Source organism: Terasakiella sp. SH-1, assembly GCF_004564135.1.
GTDB lineage: Bacteria > Pseudomonadota > Alphaproteobacteria > Rhodospirillales > Terasakiellaceae > Terasakiella.
Window position 1 is genome coordinate 1,590,549 of record NZ_CP038255.1, and the last position, 18,750, is coordinate 1,609,298.

Genomic DNA, 18,750 nt, shown 5'->3' on the forward strand with positions numbered 1-18,750 from the left:
GTCATTGCATGGGTTCAATTGATATACGTCATCTTTTTCATAATAGATGACAATTTATTGGTTCAAAACAACTCAATATCGTCTGAGGACTCAGCATGTTCAACCTGCAAGTCACCACCGGATGCATGTTCGTCAAACTCATCATTGCCATTATCAAAAAGAGTATGTTTTACAAACCGTTCTCTCATCTCACCTAACTTAAATCCAGAAATCATACTTTCAATCCAGACCTGATCGGGTTCAGCAACATAATCACGCCCCAAAGAAGGAGCGGATGTTTTTTCCATCTCAACCAGCATATCAACGATGACATTCAATGTTGCACTAATATGGGCCAAACGCTGGCTTGTACGATCCTGAAACTGCATACGCATGACAACATCGGCAATGCCCTTGGACAAATTGGAAGAATCTTCCTGAGAACGCGCAACAACATCCTCGATACTTTTGCTTTGCTGAACAATATATTCAATCAAATCTTTAAACTGGTCTTTAACTTTAACTTTCTTGGCAATATCAATTGAGGCGACCTCTCCCAGTGACTGCTCAACCTTATTCACATCCATCAATGCCTGAGACAGAGCTTCAAAATCAACAGGCTCACCAGATTTCTGCTTTTCACATTCTGTTTGCAAACACGTTTTGGCTTGCCCTAACAAAGAATGTAGGTTGCCAGTATCCTTTGACAAGTCGATAATTTTATTCAGCGTCTTATTCAGGTTCTCATCAAGTGTTGCCAGAACCTGTTCAATGGGAAGCTCTTCCCCATCAAATGTAATCGTAGTGGCTTCCTTAGCAAAAGTATTGATTTTTTCAGCTTGAGTACCCGCAACAAAAGCCAAATTCATGAAGCGGTCACTGAGTTTTTCAACACTTGTTTCAACAAGTTCAGAAGCTGTTTCAACTTCTTTGGCCAACGCAGACAAGCCATGGCGCTGTGCTGCAGACAGACTTAACCAGTTTTCGAGGGCTTCTTCATACTTTTTTTGCTCAGAATTACTCACTGGTTTCCCCATTATTCTCACATAATGAAATCAATTCACCTGCAATTTTCTTCAAATCCAGTTGCTTGTGAATTGCTCCACGTTCGAATGCTGCCTTTGGCATGCCATAAACCACACAAGACGGTTCATCCTGTCCCAGGTTATAGGCACCAGACTGCTTTAACTTAAACATGCCTTCACTACCATCACGCCCCATACCGCTCAGCATGACACCGATGGTTTTTTCCGGTGAGACATGGCTGGCAGAATCAAACAAAACATCTACAGAAGGAATATGCCCACTCACAGGATTGCCATCAACAAGACGACAGACCAATTCCCCCTTGCTGCGCGCAATACGCAGATGCATATCCCCCGGCGCAATATAAACATTACCCGGTCTTGCCACCGTAAAGTCTTCTGCTTCCTGAACCTGCATGGAACACATGGTGTTCAATCGCTTTGAAAAGGTACCTGTAAACTGTTTGGGCATATGCTGGACAATAAAGATAGGCGGCATATTTTCCGGCAAACGGCCAAGCACCGTCCGGATTGCCTCAACCCCACCAGTTGAGGCCCCAACCACAATCATCTCAACCCGGTTGTCCTTAATCGGGTCAACATCGCGTGGCAAGGATTTAACATCACGGTCAATTTCATCCAGCGGGCTAATGCGCGCACCTGCTGCCGTTTTGACTTTCTTGATGATTTCTCTGGCTTTGTCTTCAAGGCTGCGCTGCACATCTTGCTGAGGTTTTGCAACATAATCAACCGCACCGATCTCAAGGGCCTGAAGTGTAATATCAGCCCCTTTCTGCGTCAGGGTTGAAATCATCACAACCGGCATGGGGCGCAGCGTCATAATCTTGCGCAAGAAATCAATGCCGTTCATTTTCGGCATTTCAATATCAAGCGTGATCACATCCGGGTTCAGACGCTTGATCATTTCACGCGCCTTTAAGGCATCAGGCGCCGCCCCAACAACTTGAATTTCAGGGTCCGAACTCAAAATTGACGTCAGCATCTGCCGGATCAGCGCGCTATCATCAACGATCAGAACTGTAATTTTACGAGCCATATTATTGTTCTTACCTTCCCGTTAGAAAATTTCGATCGAACCTTCGATCTCGCTCTTCTCGATTTTAGATTTCAAGACCTGTTCTTCAGCCACAACAACATCATTGTCATGCTTGTCTAACAGTTTCATTTTCACTTTCCCACTTGAGGGGAAATACACAATCCGCCTGCCCTGCTCTCCACCAAGATGCTGGGCCGACACCGCCATATGTTCAATTCGCAAGTATGTTTCGACGAAATCAATATTCTTCGATCCGATAAGAGAGGAAGAAGAAATCACATTAGCCCCACCAAAAAGCTTGATTTCAAGACGATTTCGCGCCCCCCCCATACGTAGTACATCATTAATCAGTACTTCCATAGCATAGTTACCATATCGCATTGAAGCACTAACACCACCCCAGTTGCCAGAATCGCTTTCCGGCAACATAAAGTGGTTCACACCGCCAATCCCAGCCTCCGTATCACGCACACAGGCAGCAATACAGGAACCCAAAGTTGTCACAATCATTTCTTCTTTGTTATTCGTGACATAATGCGCACCAGGGGCAACTTTAACCGCGAAATGTTTAAAGTTCGGGTCCCAGTAACGGCGCGGCGCCTGTTGAGTGGACGCCCCGTCTAATGAATAGAGTGAGTTATTATTTGTCGTCATTTTTTCGTGTTCCCCTTCCCCCTCAGAGCACCCGCTGATAAATCGTACGGCCATACAGGTCCAAATGACCTTCCGTATCCAATATCGTCTCAGAGTGACCGATGAATAACCAGCCACCGGGTTTTAGCAGTTCTGAAAACTTACGTGTCATTTCCTGTTTTGTCTTATTATCAAAATAGATCATTACATTGCGACAAAAAATTGCATCAAACGGCCCTTTTACAGGCCACTTTCCAATCAAATTCAATTGCTTGAACGAGATATAGTTCCGCAACCTATTGGCTATGTGATATTGATCTCCCTCTTCCCCACGAGGCTGGAAATACCGCATATAGTCGTTATTAAGTGTTTCACCAGGCTTAAGTTTATAATTGCCGTTACGACCGAATTCCAACATGTTGGTATCCAAATCAGTCGCAAGGATTTTTGCATCTATGTCCTTGGCATTATGCTGTCTTAAAGCTTTATCAAGGACCATTGCAATACTGTAAGGCTCTTCTCCAGAAGAACAACCCGCAGACCAAATCCGTATCCGTTTCTGGCGACGGGCTTTAATCTGATGAATGGCTTCGGGGAACACCTGATTTTCAAGATGTTCAAAATGATGATTTTCGCGGAAAAACTTCGTCAGGTTTGTCGTGATTGCATTAATCAGAAAACCGATTTCCTGATCCCCTTTCGTCCCTGCGAGATAATGCAGATAATCAGAAAAAGACTGCAATCCCAAGGCTCTTAGGCGACGGGCCAAACGCCCATAGACCATATTTTTCTTATGCTCTTTCATCATAATACCGGTCCGGGTATGAATCAGATCAGCCAGCACCGCGAAGTCCCCATCCGAAAACGGGAACTCCCTGGCTTGTTCACGTGGTTTCATAACAAACCATACCTTTGGCTTTTGATTTCCATCACTGCCTGCACTGTTCTTACGAACCAATCTGATCTTTTTTTCAACCATAGACCGGCAACCTTAGAACTCTTCCCAATCCGCGTCAAAGCCCGCTGCTTCATTCTGAGCAGATTGCGGTTCTTCATCTGCGAACTCATCAAAGTCATCTTCAAACTCTTCATCAAATGATGCAGAAGACACTGGCGCAGGTGCTGGGGCAACTTTGCTTGCCACCTCCTTTGCAGTGACCGGAGCAATTGGTGTTGCTGCACTCGGCTTGCCATCCCCGATTTCGAAGAAGGACATCAATTGCATCATTTTTTCAGACTGCTCTTCAAGCGAACGCGCACTTGCAGAACTTTCTTCAACCAATGCCGCGTTTTGCTGCGTCATTTCATCCATTTGCGTTACAGCGGCGTTAATTTCGCCCACACCGGAAGCCTGCTGTTGGCTGGCTGCGGCAATCTCAGACACAATGTCAGCCACCCGCTTAATGGAGTCCACGATATTTTCAAGAGAGCCCCCTGTATCACCAACAAGTTTCACCCCTTCACGGACTTGCTGATTACTATCAAGGATCAGGCTCTTGATATCTTTTGCCGCTTCACTACTGCGTTGGGCAAGGGTCCGAACCTCAGAAGCCACAACAGCAAAGCCTTTACCGGCATCGCCTGCACGGGCTGCTTCCACCGCCGCATTCAGAGCCAACAAGTTCGTCTGGAAGGCAATTTCATCAATAACACCGATGATATCAGATACTTTCTGTGATGAGTCTTCAATAGAAGACATGGCGGTCACAGCCTGTTCAACAACCTTGCCACCATCTTCGGCAACATCACGTGCTTTAATTGCTAGCGAGTTTGCCTGCTGTGCGTTATCCGCATTCTGTTTCACAGTCGTGGACATCTCTTCCATTGATGCCGCTGTTTCTTCAAGGCTGGATGCCTGTGTTTCCGTGCGTTGCGACAGGTCGATAGAGCCCGATGAAATTTCCTTGGAAGCACTGGTGATTTCATTGGAAGACACAATGATATCACCCACAATCCCTTTCAAACGAACCGACGTCTGGTTGGCATCCTGCTTCAACGTTTCATATGTACCGGCATAATCCTTGGTGATCTGATACTGCAAATCCCCTTTTGCCAATGCAGACAGAGATTCAGCAATTTCATCAAAGACATCACTGACGGTATCATTCAACGCATTGATACTTTGGGCCAAAGACGCCATAAAGCCTTCTTTGCCATCCAGTGCAATCGACTGTGTGAAGTCACCGTTTACAACAGCACGCACCACATTGTCGACTTCTTCCTGAACTTTCAGTTCACTGGTGATATCTTTCCATTCAACAACACTGCCCAGTCGCTTGCCTTCCTGATCTTTCACAGGGGCTGCTGTCAGTTCAAAGGTACGATCCCCCATCATCATCCGGGTCTTGAAGATATTTTCAAGCTTGGACAGCATGTCCGCCTGATGTTTCGGGTTCTTGTGATAAATATCAATGGATTGACCCAAAACATTTCTGGCATCGAAATGCGGGATGGATTTCTTGATATCAGCCTCAGCTACATCCAGCATATGCTGAACCGACGGGTTCATATAAACGATGTCACGTTCTGAATTCGCCACCATAATACAGGTTGTGGCATTATCAAGGGCTGCGCGAATACGGTAGTTTTCTTCGGCAATAACACGTTCGCTTTCTTCTTTTTCAAGACGCGCCGTAATATCCGCCCATTCAACAACACTGCCCAAACGATTGTTTTCATCATCATACACAGGGGCAGCTGTCAGATTAAATGTACGCCCCCCCAGTTTCAACTGTGTTTGATGAGCTGACGTCAAGTGAGCTAGAACATCAGCCTGATGCTGCGGGTTCTTGTGATAAATATCAATAGATTGACCCAAAACATTGCGTGCTTCAAAATTAGGCAATGCCTTTTTAATATCCGCCTCAGCAACGTTCAGCATTTCCTGAACCGCTGGGTTCATATAGACGACTGTACGCTCCGTATCAGCGACCATAATACAGGTTGTGGCATTATCAAGGGCTGCACGAATACGCTTGTTTTCAATCCCCATGGAATGAATAAGGTTAAGAGAACGTGCCATATCGCCAAGTTCATCACCACGCTCTTGCATATCCAGTGACTTCACACGGCCAGCAGCCAGTTCACCAACGATCCCGGTTAATTCAGAAATCGGACGGGAAATACTACGACCAAGAAATGCCCCGACACCAATCGCACCAGCAATAATGACGAGGAGAACCAGAAGAACACCATTGCGGATATCATCAATAAAAGCAAAGACCTCTTCTTCTTCCTGCATGGCCAGAACGGCATATTTCACACCTTTAAATTCAAATGGCGCATACCCAACAAAATGAGGGTGCGGTGCTTCATTCTCACCCCAATCCACCATCTCAGCCATCATCAAGCCAGTTTGACCATCCAAGGCTTTTCGCACAAAAGCACCATCGACAGGGCGCTTCAATACAGTTGGTCGATCAATAATCGGAGACTGGTTGCGCGCAAGGCGGTCTTCACCGACCAGAATAATTTCACCTGTTTCACCTTGGTTAAAGCGCTTTCCAACAAGCGCATTAATGCGGTCAATCGGCATTTGGAAAATCAAGGCACCACGGGTGATACCATCAACGACAACAGGTTGGCCAATAAAGCTTGCTGGCGCATCAGCAGATGGCCCGTAAGGTTTAAAGTCATAAAATGCCTGTTCACCTTCACGAAGCTTAACCGCATCACGGAATGTCTTTGCCAAATCCGTGTCGCGCCATTGGCCTGTATTCAGGTTGGTTGCATAGTCCAGCTCTTTAAAGACCGAATAGACCAGGTTCCCCTTGGTATCAATCAGGAACACATCATAATAGCCACGGTCTTCCAAAAATTTGCGATACCAAGGATGGTATGCCTTATGAACCTGACCATACGCCGTTGCATCCCCATTGGCGACATCAAGCTTGTGCTTTTCACCAGTTGGGAACGGATTTTCATTAATGTACATACGCTGGAGATCCGTCTTTGGGTCCCCATCATGCATCGACCAAGCCCGAGAGAAAGACAACAATGCCTTTTTCGTCATGGGCGCTTCGGCAATAATGCCCAAGTCATTTTCAATTCGACCGAAGTAGTTTTTCAGCTCTTCAGCACGCAAAACCGTCAGATTTTGAAACTCGTCACGAATTTTTTCTTCTTCGACAGCCTGAAACTTCATAATTGCAAAAAAACCGACGAGCAAGGCGCTCAATGCGGCAGAAGCAGCAATAAATAGCGGAATTTTACGCGATAACTGCCAGAAAGATTTATTGTGGTCCATCTGTTCACTCATTTTTACTTATCCCCTACAGCTGCTTCACCAAGTGCAATGCCAGTTTCAATGGCCTGCGGGTTAAAGAGAAGATCTACATCCAACAAAGCAACCATGCGGAGTCACCGTCACAAGGCCACTTAAATATTCATCATCAATATTACGATCCATTTTCGGCACGTCCTGCACTTCATTTTTTGAAATGCTGATAATGTCCGATACCGTATCGACCAAAATGCCAACCATACGGTTTTCAACCTGTACGATGACAACGACATGCATCTTTGTTGCTTCTGTCAAGCCCATACCAAAGCGACAGCGCAAATCAAAAATCGGGACGATCAAGCCACGCAAATTCAAAACACCACGCATAAATTCCGGTGTATTGGGAAGATGTGTTGTTTCTGTCCACGCCTTAATCTCGCGCACAGCCATAATATCTACACCATATTCCTCTTCACCAATGGTAAAGGTAATATACTGGTTCACTTCTTCTGCACTGCTTTGAAGTTCCCCGTTCTCATGGACACTTGGCATGAGGTTGTTATCTGTCGGTGCCATGTTATTACTCTCCAGTCAAAAGGACCTGCTGTTGCAGGTTACCGTATTTTCGGCGCTTTTCTGAACCGTGTTCCATCTCAGCAAGACCATCTACATCCAAGATCAAGGAAACTTTCCCGTTCCCCATAATTGTTGCAGCCGAAATACCTGCAATTGGATCGTAGTTATCTTCAAGACTTTTAATGACGACCTGTTGTTGGCCCAACAGTTCATCAACCATAATCCCAACATTGCCATAACGTTCGGTTTCAACAATGACAACCAGAGCCTCTGCCGGGTTGGTCACAGCATCTTTCACATTAAACAGTCGATAGAGATTAACAATTCGGATGTATTCACCCCGGACGGAAGCCAAAACCCCACCGTTCACAAGAACCTTCAGCTCTTCTTGAACCGGATGAATACTTTCAATAATAGCCGTCAGCGGAATGATGTATTTTTCAGTACCGCATTTCACAATCATCCCGTCCAGAACCGCCAGTGTCAGTGGCAAGGACAGGGAAAAACGTGTTCCCTCCCCCGGTGTGGAAAAGACGGAAATACGACCACCCAAATTAACGATATTACGACGCACAACATCCATACCGACGCCGCGCCCCGATACATCACTGATTTGATCGGCCGTGGAAAAACCAGGGGCAAAGATCAAGTTGTCAATTTCTTCATCATCAAGGTCCTGATCCGGTTCGACAATACCTTTTTCAATAGCTTTTTCCAAAACCTTCTCACGATTGATCCCTCGACCATCGTCACTGATATCAATCTGAATACGACCACTGCGATGTTCTGCACTCAGATGGATCGTCGCACGTTCGGCCTTACCTGTTGCCAGGCGTTCTTCAGCGGTTTCAATCCCGTGATCAACGGAATTTCGGATCATATGGGTTAAGGGGTCCATCAATTGTTCAATAACCGTTTTATCAACCTCGGTCATTTCACCAGATGTAATCAAATCAATTTTCTTGTTCAGTTTCGTTGATAATTCACGAACCAAACGAGGCATACGGGCAAAAACGGATTTCACCGGCTGCATGCGAATTGCCATAACACTTTCTTGTAATTCGCGTGTATGAGCACTGAGGTCTTCAAACCCCTGAGACATAATTTGTCCCGCATTATTAGCCAGATCTTCGGCCTGCTGTTTTAACATCGCTTGTGTAATCACAAGCTCCCCAACCATATTGACCAGCTTGTCCACACGATCCAATTCAACACGAATAGAGGAAACTTTTGGACCGGCCGAAGCCGCCGCGCCTGTATCAGCCTTGCCTTTTTTAGTTGCAACAGCCTTGGACTTGTTTTTAGGAACAGGCGGCGCTGCAATTTGGGCAGGAGCTGGGTCTGGCTTTTCTTGTGGCTTGGGTTCAACAACAGGCTCAGGCTGTTTTAGCACTTCCGCAGCAGGCTGTGCTTTTGGAGCAACCTCAACATCTGGCTGGCTCCCCCCCTTGCCAAGCGTACTTTCCTTGATCTTTTTGACTTCAAGGGCACAGTCATCGACCACGAACTCAAAGACTTCTTCGATTTCCTCGATAGATTTATCTGTGCGTAACTCAAACACCCAGCTCAGATAAGCCACATCAGGTGAAATATCTTTCAAGCTGGGCAAGCGCGATGTATCAACGATTGCCGTACAATCCCCAAGGGAGTTCAGTTCCCGCGCCAGAAGCAAAGGTTCATTGGCAAACTGAAGAAGATGGGCTTCTGGAACAAAGCTAATGCTGTACAAGGGCAAAGGCGGATCATTGGTTTCTTCTGTTGCATCACCTGTTTCAGCAACAGGTTCATCAATGAAAAGCCCCCAGCCCTGTTCGTCTTCTTCACTGACGACTGGTGCAGCTGCAGGCTCACGACTGGGTACATCATCAAGGAAAAGACCCCAACCTTGTTCTTCTTCTTCGGCAGCAGTCTTATTGTAATCCTGCACTCCCCCTGACGCCGATTGCGAGGCAACGGGTTTGCCATTTGTATAGGCTTCTAGGTCATTGGCGACCCCTTGCCATATACTTGCATCGACATCTTCTTCATCCTGTGCCATCTGCACTAACGAAGCCAGCACATCGTTTGCTGCAATCAGGCAATCTGCAAGCTCTGCATTCAGCTCAAGCTTGCCTTCCCGAAGCTTATCCAATGTCGTTTCGAAAATATGTGAAAAACTCACCAGATCAACGAAGTTGAAGGCACCCGCCCCACCCTTGATGGAATGCACACACCGAAAAATGGCGTGCAGGGTTTCTACATCCACATCACTGAGTTCCGCCTGTAAAACGCCAAGGTGCTCTTCCCCAGAGGCAAGAAGGTCCTGACATTCTTCAAAGTAGGTGGCTTTAAATTGGCTTAGATCGAAGTCTTGAGGCACTGTTCGCGTACCTTTCTACAAGGTTGGTTTTACGGACAGACTTTAGAGACAACCTGAAGAAGCTTGTCTGGGCTGAATGGCTTGACAATCCAGCCTGTCGCACCTGCTGCACGACCTTCATTTTTCTTTGAACTGTCAGATTCAGTTGTCAGAACCAAGATCGGTGTGATTTATGCACATCATTGGCACGCAGCTGCTTAATCAGCGTAATACCATCCATACGTGGCATATTTACATCGGTGATGATCAGATCAACACGGTCATTGCCAAGTTTTGCCAAAGCATCTTCGCCGTCCCCTGCTTCAATGACATCATGACCAGCATTTCTTAATGTGAAACCAACCATGTCACGCATCGTTTTGGAATCATCAACTGCCAATACACGCAAACCCATTAATTTTTACTCCAATTTTCTAGATATTCAGATAACCCCAGGTCTTTCATTCCTCTTTCAAAACCTGAGCTTGAATTTTTTAACAAAAAACGACCACCGCTGGCTTCAACTTCACGCGCAGCTGCCAACATGACCTGTACGCAGGGCGTTGAAATTCTTTCCACGGGTTCAATATTGAGCACAATATTTTTACTCATAGAAGTACATTCCCGAAGAGACAGAAGCAATTCTTCAGCAACAGCCATATCCAAAATCGGAATCAGGCTCAGTTCTGAAGTCCCGTCATTTACCTTTATGGAAAAGGAATCACTCATTTCATTCTATCCTCGGCGCCACATACAGTTTTAATATAGTTCATAAAAACGTCATCTATATTCTTGTTATGGTTTTCAACATGCTATCAGCCTCTGCAAAAAAATAAAATCTTTTCTAAGCTGTAACAGCAACAGCGATAAAGTTCATCACATCAATTGATACATTTTTTTCAGAAAGAAGATGCACACCTTGTAAGTTTTCATTCAACGCTTCACGCCGATCCGGACAGATCAACGCAAATTTGACTTTTGTCATTTGCCGCATTCCATCAAGGCTACGCACGAGTTCAGCCCCGTCCATCTCATCTAGCCCCTGTGACACGACGATGATTTCCGGCTTCCTCTGGATTGCCATTTTATAGCCTTTAAAAGCAGAAACGGTCGTCATGAGAGAAAAACCACTTTCTTCAAATGCAGGTGAAATTTCACCAATCAAATCGGTATTTTTTCCGATAATAAGGACTTTTGCTGTCGAATCTTTAACAGAATCTGGTTTTAACGTATCTTTTTGCGGCAAATCATCAAGCCAAAAGCCAGCACGCCCTTCATCACTGCCTTCATTGCTTTCAATCAAGTCAGTCAAGCGATCAACATATATGTATGAATCATCAATCTGGTTCTGCGAAAGTTGCTGCGCCCCCTCCAGATAATCTTCCAAGGCATGACATAATTTTGTCACCAAGGGCATCTGGAACGTGCCCCCCATGCCTTTCAGGCTATGGATCTCGCGATGAAATTCTTCATAGATTGCATCCTGATCTACATCAACACCCGATGTTAAAAGCTGCAAGATCTCATTCAGGCGCGTGAGTTTTTCGTGGGCTGTCTCAAGAAACTTCTCGTTCATCTGCGCGAGAATTTCATTCATATCTGGCATATTTTCCATGAGATGCCCTCAAACTCCGTAAGAAAAATTAAAGTACTTCATTTAGATAATGATTATTTTTTTAAAGATTACAACTCAACAATACCGTTTTCAATCGCATATTTAACTAAACCCGCAGATGTTTTTACATTGAGCTTTCGTTTAATGTTTCTGCGATGGGTCTCTACAGTTCTCACACTAATATCCAATTCACGCGCAACGTGTTTATTGCTATTACCTTCTGCCAGTAATTGAAGAATCGTTTTTTCCCTATCGGTTAAGGGAACTTCCTTTGTTCCGCCTTCATTCAGCAAAATATCTGTCACACCAGAACTGTAATATGTTTTCCCCTCATAAACAGCCTTGATTGCACTGACCATTTCACTGGAAGACACATCTTTTAGAATATAGCCCTTTGCCCCGGCTTTCAAAACGCGGGTGATATATTCCCGGCTATCATGCATCGTCAGCATCAAAACTTTGACATCCGGCTCATCACTGGCGAAACGTTCTGCGGCTTCCAGACCATTCATCACAGGCATATTGATATCCATTAACACAATATCAGGGTGATGTTCTTTTGCCAGAGCCAAGGCTTCTTCCCCGTTTGCCCCTTCTGCAATCACTTCAATCAAATCATCATCTTCAAGGCGGGACCGAATACCGTCCAGCACAAGAGGGTGATCATCAATCAAAAGCACCCGTATTTTGTTTTCATTCATTGTTCCACCTGCAACACCCGTAGCGGTAATTTAGCTTCAACCACAGTTCCTTTATCCGGTGATGACCAGACGGTCAGCTCCCCACCATGAAATTCTATACGTTCTTGCATGTTTCGCAAGCCAATCCCTTGGAAAGCATTTTTTCTCCCTTCCATTCGCAAGACATCAAAGCCAACGCCATCATCTGAAATAATCATACGAACCCCATCGACACGCTTAACGAGTTCTATTTTCACTTGAGAGGCCCCCGAATGGCGCTCAATATTGGTCAGTGCTTCCTGTGCGATTCTAAACAGCGTTGTCTTAACATCTTGTCCTAACTGTTTTGTAAAAGGATGTTTTTTAAAGCTAACTTCAATCGCCGTGCGTTCCCCAAATTCATGACTCATGGCATCAAGAGCGGCAGACAAACCGATATCATCCAGAACACTGGGGCGCAGATCACGCGAAATACGCCGGACTTCACCAATGGCTTCACGCAGGCCCATTGCCCCTTTTTCCATAGGCTTAATGGCATCTCCGGTACCTGTTTTCATTTTATCAATGGCCAGTTCAATGGAATATTTAACAGATACCAGAATTTGACTGATCCCATCATGGAGTTCACGCGACACGCGGCCTCTTTCTTCTTCCTGAAACTCAACAATACGCTGTGTTAATTCTTTAAGCTGGGTATCTGCCAGCTTACGTTCTGTTGCGTTAATCACCAGTCCAGAAAGGAAAACACCAACCAAGGCCACCACAGCAATCCAGAAAATTAAAATAAAGGCCCGTTCAATCCTGTCTTTGATTTCTTTTTTACGGGTTTCAATTTGATCGTAAATTTCATCAAGATAAATGCCTGTTCCGATCATCCAGTCCCATTTGTCCAACATCACTGCATAGCTGAGCTTTTCAGCAACAGTATCTGTCGATGGTTTTTCCCAAAGATAGCGGTAATACCCGCCCCCTCTGCGCGCCCGTTCCGTCAACTCCTTAATGACCAACCGGCCTTTGCTATCTTGCAAGCCCCACCAGTTCAACCCAACAATCTCGGGCTGACTGGGATGAACCAACCCAGTCCCATCCCCGGCATACACGAAAAAGTATCCATCTTTACCATAAGTGAGGTCATTCAAAATCGCCTTGACCTTTTCCTTGGCAACCTCGTCATCATCTCCTGCATTTTGGTAGACATGATCCACCGCTGTCAGGGCCATATGCATATAATGTTTCAACTCGTCCGTTTTGGCTGAAATCACATTTGTTTCAACCCGTTGCAGCTGTTCTTCAATCAAATCATCTGATTGAAAAAACAAGATAAATATAATCACGCTGAGAGCGAAAGATAATGGCAACACTGCCAAAAGCAGAATTTTTAAACGCAGCATAAAACAGACCCAAACTTCAATATTTCGATCATACCATGGAATAAGCAAAAAAATACTACGTAGTTATAGGTAGTATATCTACGTAGTCACTGCGATATTCAAAACCGTAAATTCCCGTTAGGGTAAAAGCCAAGTTGTTTTGATGAATACGGGCTCGCCAGCACACCTTCCCCCGAACTATGCACCCTACGTGCTGGCGGGTCTTTCATCTTTATTCAAACAACGCCCCAATTAAAGGCTTCTTGCTTCCCCGGCAAGAAGCCTTTTTCTTTACCTTGAAAATTCGCTATAAAATATGGAAAAGGGAGAAATGTATGTTTGAACAAAAAGAACCTGTATCCCACTATGTCAAGGTGGACGATTATGAAATTCATGTGACCGAATGGGGTGTCGATAATGCACCATGCATTTTAATGTGGCATGGACTGGCCCGTACAGGACGCGATTTTGACCATTTGGCACAGGTTCTTTCCAAGACATATCGGATTTTATGCCCAGATACCCTGGGCCGTGGTCTGTCACAATGGAGCACTCATCCAGAAAAAGAATATTGTTTTGATTTCTATGAAAAAATTGCCCTGAAAATCTGCGAGATTTTTGGCTTTTATAATTTTGATTATATCGGCACCTCCATGGGCGGGGCCTTGGGCATGCGTTTGGCGGGTGGTCCCCTAAAAGGAAACATCAACCGTTTGGTCATCAACGACATTGCCCCAGAAGTTGCCCCCACTGCGGTTGAACGTATTCTCACCTATGTTGGCAATCCCCCATCTTTTCAAAACATTGGCGAACTTGAAGAATACTTGCGCACCATTTACGAACCTTACGGTTATCTAACGGATGAGCAATGGCGTTTAATGACGGAAACATCCTATCGCCGGATGGACAACGGGCAGATTACCCCACATTACGACCCTAATATCGTCAAACAATTTAGTGAACATCCAGATGACTACAATCTGTGGGGTCATTATAATCAGATTGAGGCTGAAACACTCGTTCTACGTGGGGCCACCTCAGACCTCTTGCTTGCTGAATGGGCGCAACAAATGACAGAAGTCGGTCCGAAAGCGCATTTGATCGAAATCCCTGGCTGCGGCCATGCCCCTGCCCTTAATAGAAGCCAACAAACCCATATCATCGAAACATTTCTGGAGCATGACACATGACAGGTGATGACCATATCAAAAAGCTACTTCAAGAAGGCTTGGGCAAATTCAATATGGAAGACCAATTGAATAAGGAAAATGACCCACGTACCCAAGCCCCGGATGAAGTTCCAAGCTTTGAAGAACTCGGTTATGACTATGAAACCAATCCCGTCCTCAAAAAACGTGTAGAAGACGAAATTAAGGAACTCAAAAAGAAAGACGGGATTGAGTGATCATTCTACAATCACTTTCTGTTCCTGCACACCGAGCCCTTGTATCCCCAGCGACATCACATCCCCCGCTTTTAAATAGACTTGCGGGTCCTGCCCCATGCCCACACCCGGCGGTGTCCCTGTAGAGATCACATCACCGGGTTGAAGCGACATATAACGTGAGAGATAACTCACCAGATGTTTGACACCAAACACCATGGTTTCAGTTGTCCCTTCCTGATAACGTACACCATTGACTTCCAACCACATGGAAAGATCTTGAGGATCAGCGATTTCATCTTTGGTCACAAGCCAAGGACCAATGGGCGCAAAAGTATCACAGGACTTACCCTTTACCCATTGCCCAGTACTTTCCAGCTGATAAGCCCGTTCAGACAGATCGTTGAGAATGCAATAGCCTGCGACATAATCAAGCGCATCTTCTTCATCAACATATTTGGCTTCCTTGCCAATCACAACGGCGAGTTCACATTCCCAATCGGTTTTCACGGACCCACGGGGCAAAAGCACGTCATCATTGGGTCCATTGATCGCGCTGGTGGCTTTTGTAAACAGCACAGGTTCACTTGGCACGTCCATTCCCGCTTCTGCCGCATGGTCTGAATAGTTCAACCCGATACAAAGGATTTTACCGATCCCCCCTACACAAGGGCCAAGGCGGGCATCGTCGACTTTGGGCAACGTTTGAACGTCCAAAGCAGCCAGTTTTGAAAGAACCTCCTCAGATAAGCTCTCCCCGTTGATATCTTCCACAATACCTTCAAGACTGCGCACCCCGTCATTCATATCAAGGATACCGGGTTTTTCCTGACCTTTTTCGCCATAACGAACAAGTTTCATGAGAGTTTCCTTTCCCTATTCTTTACTTGGCGCTTCAAGCAGATTATATAGTCGCCATGAACAAGCGCATTCCAAAAATTGGCATTGTCAGCCTGGGTTGCCCAAAGGCACTGGTTGATTCCGAACGTATCCTGACACGGCTGCGTGCAGAAGGCTACGAAATTTCACCTTCCTATGACGGTGCAGATGCCGTGATTGTGAACACCTGTGGCTTTATCGACAGTGCCAAGCAGGAATCCTTTGATGCCATTGGCGAAGCGCTGACTGAAAACGGCAAGGTGATTGTCACAGGCTGCCTGGGTGTGGATGAAGAAGGTATTCGTGAAATTCACCCCGGCGTTTTGGCTGTAAGTGGCCCCCACCAATATGAAAGTGTCATGCAAGCTGTGCATGAAGCCTCTCCACCTGCTCATGACCCATTTGAAGATCTGGTTCCTGCCGAAGGGATTAAGCTGACACCGCGTCATTATGCCTATTTGAAAATTTCAGAAGGCTGCAACCAGTCCTGTACCTTCTGCATTATCCCGTCCATGCGCGGTAAGCTGCGCTCACGCCCGGCAGGGGAAGTGTTGAAAGAGGCTGAAAACCTCGCCCTTAGTGGGGTAAAAGAAATCCTGCTGGTATCCCAAGATACCGGGGCCTATGGGTCTGACCTGAAATATGCCGAAAGTGACTTTTACAACAAGCAAGTCCGTACCAAGATGTATGACTTGTGTAATGCCCTTGGTGATCTAAAAGTCTGGACACGCTTGCATTATGTCTACCCCTACCCGCATGTGGATGACATTATTCCTTTGATGGCCGAAGGCAAGGTCCTGCCGTATCTGGATATCCCGTTCCAACATGCTTCACCGAAAATCTTGAAGTTGATGAAACGCCCCGGCAATCAGATTGAACTGCTGGAACGGATTAAAAAATGGCGTGAGGTCTGCCCGGAGATCACCATTCGCTCCACCTTCGTTGTCGGCTTCCCCGGTGAAACGGAAGAAGATTTCGAATATTTGCTGGATTGGTTGAGTGAAGCCAAACTGGATCGCGTTGGCTGTTTCAAATACGAAAATGTTGAAGGCGCTGCGGCCAATGACCTGCCAGACCATGTAGATGAAGAGGTCAAGGAAGAACGCTGGAACCGCCTGATGGAACATCAACGGCAAATCTCTGATGAACGCATTCAGGCCAAGGTTGGCACAACCGTCGACGTCATTATTGACGAAGTGGATGAAGAAGGCGCTGTGGGCCGTACCAAAGGCGATGCACCGGAAATTGACGGCGAAGTCTTTATTGATGGGAACGGTGCAACCGACCTTGAAGCCGGGCAAATTGTCAGCGTACAAATTCATGCGGCAGAAGATTATGATCTGTGGGGAACGTTGATTACGTCATAGGGAAGACAATTGTTTTGACTTCCCCGCCCCACAGGCGTACAAGGCGCGCACCTCCATTCATTTTTACCTGTAAGAAAGTGCGTCTGTCATGGAAGTGTCCACACGATACCCTCACGCCATTATCATTCGTCTTGCGCCTGAAATTTTATTAAAAGCGCCCGCAACCCGTAAAAAATTCCAGAAACACCTGCGTAATAATATCCAGCAAGGTATGGAAAGCCGGGGTGTTGAATATGAACTCATCGGTCATGAAGGCCGTATGCAAGTTCATACCACAGACCAAGAAGCCGCAATGGATGTACTTGCCCATACTTTTGGTGTCGCAAGCTACTCCCCCATTGATAAAATTATTGACGGCGGGCTTGAAGCCCATAAAGAAGCCGCTGTCGGTCTTTATAAAGAACTGGTCACAGATAAGACCTATGCGGTTCGTATCAAACGCTTGGGTCAGAAAAAGAAATTCACGTCTGTTGAGATGGAACGCCAAATTGGTGGGTGCCTGCGTCCCTTTGCCAAAAAGGTTGATCTGGATAACCCGGAAGTTCTCATCAAAGGTGATGTTGCAGGCGATCTTGCCTATTTCTATACGAAAAAAATTAAAGGCCCCGGCGGGTTTCCCATTGGCATTCAAGGGAGTGCTATCACCTTGATTTCCGGTGGTTTTGATTCCGTTGTTGCCGCTTGGTACCTAATGAAACGCGGTGCCATGAATGATTTTGTCTTCTGCAACCTTGCAGGGGGTGCTTATGAGCGTATGGTGGTTGAAATCACCAAAGTTCTTTGTGACAAATGGGCAACAGGTACACGCCCAAAACTCTATTGCATTGATTTTGAACCTGTCATCAATGACCTGCGTGCTAATACCAGCCCGGAATGGTGGCAGGTCATCCTGAAACGCCAGATGTATCGCGCAGGCTGCGAAATCGCCAAACGAATTGGCGGGGATGCACTGGTCACAGGCGAAGCTTTGGGGCAAGTATCTTCACAAACCCTGTCCAACCTGAACACCATTGATGAAGTGTCCGATATTCCAGTGCTGCGCCCGCTGATCGGTTTTGATAAAGAACAGATCATTAAAGACGCCCGTATGATTGGTACAGACAAGCTTTCTGAAAAAATCCCGGAATATTGCGCCTTGAACAAGCGTCGCCCGGCGATTAAGTCAGGCCGTAACACTATCACCAAAGAAGAAACGAAGATGAACTTCGACATTCTGACCGATGCGGTGGAAGGCTGTAAAATCTACGATATGTTTGATGTGAGCGATGCCGATGTCGCCCAACATAGTGTCTTTATCGAAGAAATCCCTGAAAATGCCATCATTATTGATTGCCAACCTGAAAGCCTTTATGACGATTGGCACGTGGCCGGAGCGGAAAATTACAGTGCAGGCAAGCTGATGAACAACTTGCGTAGCCTTGAGAAAACCCAACCTTATGTGCTTTATTGCCCGTTTGGTACACAATCTGCGGTGCTGGCAGAACGGATGCAAAAGGCAGGGTATGAAGCCTATTCCTATAAAGGTGGGATCAAACAGCTGAAACGGCTTTATCCCAACGGGGCTGAACAAGACGACGAATAAAAAGAATAACGGGCTGCAAGATCAAAACTTGCAGCCCTCTTTT

Annotated in this window: 16 protein-coding genes and 1 pseudogene; 4 read left to right on the forward strand and 13 right to left on the reverse strand. The window is 46.0% G+C overall.

Annotated elements, in window-relative coordinates:
• Positions 1-62 precede the first annotated feature (62 nt).
• The 12 genes and pseudogenes from E4K71_RS07570 to E4K71_RS07625 form a co-directional block, all read right to left on the reverse strand.
• Positions 63-1,004: a hypothetical protein gene (locus E4K71_RS07570; RefSeq protein WP_135078266.1), complete on the reverse strand. Its 942-nt coding sequence runs from the start codon at positions 1,002-1,004 to the stop codon at positions 63-65.
• A complete protein-coding gene (locus E4K71_RS07575; RefSeq protein WP_135078267.1) occupies positions 997-2,061 on the reverse strand; it encodes a chemotaxis response regulator protein-glutamate methylesterase in 1,065 nt (354 codons plus the stop codon). Before E4K71_RS07575 ends, E4K71_RS07570 begins: the two co-directional genes overlap by 8 nt.
• A gap of 21 nt (positions 2,062-2,082) precedes the next feature.
• Positions 2,083-2,715: a chemoreceptor glutamine deamidase CheD gene (cheD, locus tag E4K71_RS07580; RefSeq protein WP_135078269.1), complete on the reverse strand. Its 633-nt coding sequence runs from the start codon at positions 2,713-2,715 to the stop codon at positions 2,083-2,085.
• Between the two features lie 22 nt (positions 2,716-2,737).
• Positions 2,738-3,673: a protein-glutamate O-methyltransferase gene (locus E4K71_RS07585; RefSeq protein WP_206201967.1), complete on the reverse strand. Its 936-nt coding sequence runs from the start codon at positions 3,671-3,673 to the stop codon at positions 2,738-2,740.
• Positions 3,674-3,685: 12 nt separating this feature from the next.
• Entirely contained in the window at positions 3,686-6,952 is a 3,267-nt protein-coding gene (locus tag E4K71_RS07590) for a methyl-accepting chemotaxis protein (RefSeq protein WP_135078271.1), read from the reverse strand.
• 60 nt (positions 6,953-7,012) lie between these two features.
• Positions 7,013-7,492: a chemotaxis protein CheW gene (locus E4K71_RS07595; protein WP_206201968.1), complete on the reverse strand. Its 480-nt coding sequence runs from the start codon at positions 7,490-7,492 to the stop codon at positions 7,013-7,015.
• Between the two features lie 4 nt (positions 7,493-7,496).
• Positions 7,497-9,851 (reverse strand): chemotaxis protein CheA, encoded by a 2,355-nt coding sequence (locus E4K71_RS07600; protein WP_135078273.1) that lies wholly within the window; start codon positions 9,849-9,851, stop codon positions 7,497-7,499.
• A 29-nt stretch (positions 9,852-9,880) separates the two neighbouring features.
• Positions 9,881-10,245 (reverse strand): annotated as a pseudogene (locus tag E4K71_RS07605) (response regulator).
• Entirely contained in the window at positions 10,245-10,559 is a 315-nt protein-coding gene (locus E4K71_RS07610) for an STAS domain-containing protein (RefSeq protein WP_135078275.1), read from the reverse strand. Before E4K71_RS07610 ends, E4K71_RS07605 begins: the two are co-directional and overlap by 1 nt.
• A 115-nt stretch (positions 10,560-10,674) precedes the next feature.
• Positions 10,675-11,445 (reverse strand): Hpt domain-containing protein, encoded by a 771-nt coding sequence (locus tag E4K71_RS07615; protein WP_135078277.1) that lies wholly within the window; start codon positions 11,443-11,445, stop codon positions 10,675-10,677.
• 68 nt (positions 11,446-11,513) lie between these two features.
• Positions 11,514-12,146, reverse strand: a complete 633-nt coding sequence (locus E4K71_RS07620) for a response regulator transcription factor (RefSeq protein WP_135078280.1) — start codon at positions 12,144-12,146, stop codon at positions 11,514-11,516.
• A complete protein-coding gene (locus E4K71_RS07625) occupies positions 12,143-13,516 on the reverse strand; it encodes a cache domain-containing protein (protein WP_135078282.1) in 1,374 nt (457 codons plus the stop codon). Before E4K71_RS07625 ends, E4K71_RS07620 begins: the two co-directional genes overlap by 4 nt.
• 314 nt (positions 13,517-13,830) lie before the next feature.
• Here E4K71_RS07625 and E4K71_RS07630 point away from each other — a divergent pair, with 314 nt between their 5' ends.
• Positions 13,831-14,685 carry an alpha/beta hydrolase gene (locus E4K71_RS07630; RefSeq protein WP_135078284.1) on the forward strand — a complete coding sequence of 285 codons (855 nt, stop codon included), beginning with the start codon at positions 13,831-13,833 and terminating at the stop codon, positions 14,683-14,685.
• Positions 14,682-14,900, forward strand: coding sequence for a hypothetical protein (locus E4K71_RS07635; RefSeq protein ID WP_135078286.1), 219 nt, complete (start codon positions 14,682-14,684; stop codon positions 14,898-14,900). The genes E4K71_RS07630 and E4K71_RS07635 overlap by 4 nt, the downstream gene beginning before the upstream one ends.
• On the opposite strand, the gene E4K71_RS07640 is transcribed toward E4K71_RS07635, so the two are convergent.
• Complete coding sequence (locus E4K71_RS07640; RefSeq protein WP_135078288.1) at positions 14,901-15,740, reverse strand: fumarylacetoacetate hydrolase family protein; 840 nt, start codon at positions 15,738-15,740, stop codon at positions 14,901-14,903.
• A 56-nt stretch (positions 15,741-15,796) separates the two neighbouring features.
• Here E4K71_RS07640 and rimO point away from each other — a divergent pair, with 56 nt between their 5' ends.
• Both rimO and thiI read left to right on the forward strand, forming a co-directional pair.
• Positions 15,797-17,125, forward strand: a complete 1,329-nt coding sequence (gene rimO, locus E4K71_RS07645) for a 30S ribosomal protein S12 methylthiotransferase RimO (RefSeq protein ID WP_135078290.1) — start codon at positions 15,797-15,799, stop codon at positions 17,123-17,125.
• Positions 17,126-17,213: 88 nt separating this feature from the next.
• Positions 17,214-18,707 carry a tRNA uracil 4-sulfurtransferase ThiI gene (thiI, locus tag E4K71_RS07650; RefSeq protein ID WP_135078292.1) on the forward strand — a complete coding sequence of 498 codons (1,494 nt, stop codon included), beginning with the start codon at positions 17,214-17,216 and terminating at the stop codon, positions 18,705-18,707.
• The last annotated feature ends 43 nt before the right edge of the window (positions 18,708-18,750 follow it).